Source organism: Salinihabitans flavidus (genome assembly GCF_900110425.1).
Classification (GTDB): domain Bacteria; phylum Pseudomonadota; class Alphaproteobacteria; order Rhodobacterales; family Rhodobacteraceae; genus Salinihabitans; species Salinihabitans flavidus.
The window spans coordinates 1-2239 of the sequence record NZ_FODS01000068.1 but is presented as its reverse complement, the minus strand read 5'-3'; the positions used below and the strand labels follow the sequence as shown (position 1 = coordinate 2239).

The 2239-nt window shown below is 67.7% G+C and carries 1 protein-coding gene and 1 pseudogene; both read left to right on the top strand.

Annotated features, from left to right (window positions below):
• On the top strand, positions 1–1477 hold a 1477-nt coding region (locus BMW66_RS19765), incomplete at its 5' end, for a hypothetical protein (RefSeq protein ID WP_217639363.1).
• Between the two features lie 293 nt (positions 1478–1770).
• Positions 1771–2239, top strand: a pseudogene (locus tag BMW66_RS19760) (hypothetical protein); the annotation flags it as partial.

The window sequence follows — 2239 nt, the reverse complement described above, 5'->3', positions numbered from 1 at the left end:
TGCGTTGATGCAGGCGTGCAGCGCGCTGCCGCTTTATGATCAGGCAACACCGATGCGGCATTTCGGGACCTGGCGCGGGGCTTGCGCCGACCCGGTGGTGCATCTGGGCGAGCGGGTGCTGGCCTCCGATCAGGAGCCGCGCAAGGGCCGGATGATCGGCCGCGCGCTCTACCCGGCGGTGCCCTCGCGCGCGGCTCCCGCCGAGACGCCTGCGCGCGCCGACGATCTGGACTGGATCCGGCGACGGTTGCAACGGCACTGGAACTGGGGCGGGGAGCGCGATGCCGATATCCTGATGGGCTGGATCGGGCAGGCCGCGCTCGGGCAATATCCGTCCTGGCGCACGCATATGTATCTCAAGGGCAAGCACGGCTCGGGCAAAACGACGGTGACGCGCGTCGCCTCCGCTCTGCTGGGTGGCATGTCCACCGGGGTGAAGAACTCGACAAGCGCGGCGGCGATCCGCCAGACCACGAACCGGATGGCGGTGGCGCGGGTCTTCGATGAGGCGGAGGCCGACGACAGCGGCGCGATCGGCGATGTGATCGCGCTCTTCCGCCTGATGTCCGATTCCGAGGGCGCGCAGGTGGAGCGGGGCACGTCGGATCACTCGGGCGTGCGCTTCGAGCTTTACGGGGCGGGGTTTCTCGCCTCGATCATCCCGGCGGCGATGACCAGCGCGGATCGCTCGCGGTTCGTGATCCTGACGCTGGGCGAGCGCGAGGACAGCGCCAGCCCGGCCGATCAGGCGCTGCGCCTCGATGAGCTGCAGCGCGACGCGGCCGGGATCGGCGCCGGCGTGTGGCGGCGGATGCTCGATCTGGCGCCATCACGCTGGGATCAGACGTTCCGGATCTACAACGGGCTGGTGCAGAGCCTCGGGGCGCGGGCGCGCTCTGGCGACACCATCGGGGCCATCCTCGCCGGCTGGGATCTCATGCTGCACGACGCGCCGCTGGTCGACACTGAGACCGGCGAGGCTGACATGGCGCGGCTGGAGGAGGCCAAGGTGCTGGCCCAGCCCCTGATCCACCTGTCGCGCGAGGCCGAGGAGGAGGGCGAGGGCGAACGCTGCCTGCGCACGATCTTCGCGGGCATGATCAACAAGGATCATGGCGGCACGATCACCGTGGCCGAGTTGATCGAGCGGATGAATGAGAACAGTGGCGAGCCGGACCGGTATGACAACCGGCTGATCGGTCGCCTCGGGCTCCGGCTCCTCGCCGGAGAGGCCGGCCGGCATGAGATGTTCGTGGCCAATGGGAACAACCCGTTGCTGGACCGGGTGCTGGCGGGCACACGCTGGCGCGGCGGCGGGCACAGGGCGGCGCTGGAGACCATTGCGGATGTGCGCCCCTCTCCGGGCACGGTGCGCGTGGCCGGGCGCGCGGTGCGCGGCCTTCTGGTGCCCGCGCGGTTTTTGCCAGGAAGCGAAGTGCCGGCCGGTGAAGGCGCGCCGGAGGAGGGAAAAGCGTGACGTTTGCGGGGGGTGCGTCACGCTACCGTCACGCTTTGCGTCACGGAGGTAAGTGTTTGATGTGATTAGAGGAAACCGGAAAAAACCCTGTAATGTGACGGTGTTACGCGCTCAGGCGCACAGCAGAATAGTGCGCGCGTGTGAAGGGTATTCGGATCGGGGCGTCACACCGTTACATAAATCTATTTAGGAATAGAAAGAGTAATAAATACAAAGGGTTGAGGCGTGACAAAAAACGTGACGGTGGCGTGACGGTCGGACGCGAAACGTCACACAAGGCAAGGGGCAGTGAGATGAAGGCAATGAGAGGCGAGATGGCGGGGCAGGAGATTGGAAGGCACGTCGCGGCGGGCGCACGCATGCGCGATATAGGCATCCGCGAACTGTTGGAATGGGCCTTCCAGCGCGAATGCGCGCAGCTGGATTTCGATGAGGTGGGCACGGTCGGCGGCACCGGCTGGCGCGGGCATGGCACGGAATACGTGATGCTCGAGCGGATGCGGCTCGGCGGGATGCGGATCGACGGCGGCGGCCGGTCGCTGCCCGCCGACGATGCCGAGATCGTGGCCTCGACACTGGCCGCGCTGCCCGAGGCGCGGGGCGGGCGGCGCATGGCAATCTGGATTGCCGAGCTGGCCCGCGCCGGGCGGGCGCCGGACTGGATGCCCGATACCCGCCCGCGCTTTTACGCGGCCGAAACCCACATCAACCGGCACGGGGTATGTGCGAAGTCTCAGGACTCCGCGTATCTCGGGGCAGGGG